The organism is Coxiella-like endosymbiont of Rhipicephalus sanguineus, assembly GCF_018687865.1.
In genome coordinates this window covers 1-2022 of the sequence record NZ_NIQB01000020.1, presented here as the reverse complement: position 1 = coordinate 2022, position 2022 = coordinate 1, and the positions used below count along the sequence as shown (strand labels likewise).

Sequence of the window (2022 nt, the reverse complement as noted above, 5' to 3'; positions counted from 1 at the left end):
AAAGGTGCGCTGCCAATTTCCCCCAGCAAATGCGGCTCCTGATAAATAGTAATGAATTTAGGAAAGATCTGCTGATGTAATTGGCCACATAAAAAAGAAGCGTCACGGTATAAATTACTGCCTTGAATAGCCGAAATTAAGGATCGCCACATTCCTTTCGCCACAGGTGCATCAAAAATAATAGGACAGCGACGCGTCGTTATTTTTCTAGCTCCTAATCGACGAATTGTCTTTTCTGCTACGTGTTGAGCAATAAAATTAATTGGCAATAATTTATCGGAACTACGGGCCAAAGTGTAATCATGATCGCGCTGCATTTGGTTGTTTTGTTCAGCAACTAAACTGCAACTCATACTATGAATGGTCGAAGGATAGTGACCTAAAAATCCGTGAGAATTCGCATAAATTCTAAAAGAATCATACGTATTCACCGTAGCGCCATCGGAATTTTTGATTCGAGGATCATATTTTCGCGCAACGGTTTCACATTCTATGGCGAGTTCAATAGCTTCTTTAGGGGTAATTTGCCAGGGGTGATAAAGCGTCAAATTGGGATAATCCAAGGCCATATCCGCGACGTCTGCTAATCCGGCATAGGGATCTTCCTGAGTAAATTGGGCAATAGTACAAGCTTTATCAAAAGCAGTTTCCATCGCTTCAAAAGATAAATCCGAAGTGCTCGCACTACCTGTACGTTGTTGATGATAAACTGTAATATCAAGAGAATTCTCACGATGATACTCGACGGTTTCTACAGCCCCCAGACGAACATCTACTGAAAAACCCGTTTCGATACCTGCACTAATTTCAACTTGATCCACTCGCTTTTTTGCACGATCTAAAAGACGCAAGATATCGAATTGTAATTTTTCCTGATTGTTGGCCATGAAAATAAACAATAATTAATGCGTTTGAGTCCGTCGATCTTCCTTACAGATTTTGCTTGATGTTTTCAACGGAGAAGTTTTGACAGGAGCTTCCACTTCGGGCATATGAGTCAGCGCTAATTCAAATACTTGATCAATCCATTTTACGGGGTGGATTTTTAAACCATGAGTCACCATGGCCGGTATCTCCTTTAAATCTTGTTTATTGTCCTCAGGAATGATCACATGTTTTATATTACCTCGGAGCGCAGCTAACAATTTTTCTTTTAATCCCCCAATGGGAAGTACTTCACCACGCAAAGTGATTTCACCTGTCATGGCAATATCAGCTCGTACAGGAATTCGCGTAATTGCTGAAACTAGAGCGGTGCACATCCCAATACCAGCACTTGGACCATCTTTTGGTGTGGCGCCCTCAGGAACGTGAATATGAAAATCATGCACTTGGAAATAATCATCCGGGACACCCAATCCAGTTGAGCGACTCCGTACCACCGTAGTGGCTGCGTGAATTGACTCTTGCATGACATTTCCTAAACGCCCGGTATGTAAGAATTTACCTTTTCCAGGCATTACTTGAGCTTCTATTGTTAAAAGCTCTCCTCCAAATTCTGTCCAAGCTAAACCGGTCACTTGCCCAATTTGGTCTTTTTCCTCAGCCAATCCAAAACGATAACGTTTTACACCTAAATATTTTCCTAAATTGCGGACGGTTATTTGACGCTGCTTGATGGGCTTTTCCTTTTTAGCTCGTTTTAATTTTTCTTTCGCTGTCAAAATTTCTTTAACGACTTTTCGACACAATTTTGCGATTTCTCTTTCCAGAGCTCGAACCCCAGCTTCCCGCGTGTAATACCGAATAATTTCATAAATCGCACCATCAGAAATAAGCATTTCTTTTCCTTTTAATCCCGTTAACTCAAGCTGACGTGGAATTAAATAACGTTTAGCGATATTCAACTTTTCTTCTTCTGTATAGCCGGCTAGTCGAATGACTTCCATCCTGTCTAACAATGGCGGGGGGATATTAAGAGAATTTGCTGTGGCAATGAACATAACATCCAAAAGATCATAATCCACTTCCAGATAATGGTCGCTAAAAGCGTGGTTTTGTTCCGGATCCAGAACTTCTAAA

At 41.1% G+C, this 2022-nt stretch carries 2 protein-coding genes; both read right to left on the bottom strand.

What is annotated here, in order from left to right; all coding sequences use genetic code 11:
• Nucleotides 1-887, bottom strand: an 887-nt coding sequence (locus B1F79_RS01925; protein WP_251365770.1) for a metallopeptidase TldD-related protein, incomplete at its 3' end; no start/stop codon positions are given.
• A 15-nt stretch (nt 888-902) separates the two neighbouring features.
• The coding region (locus B1F79_RS01920; RefSeq protein WP_285896357.1) for a S16 family serine protease at nt 903-2022 on the bottom strand (1120 nt) is incomplete at its 5' end.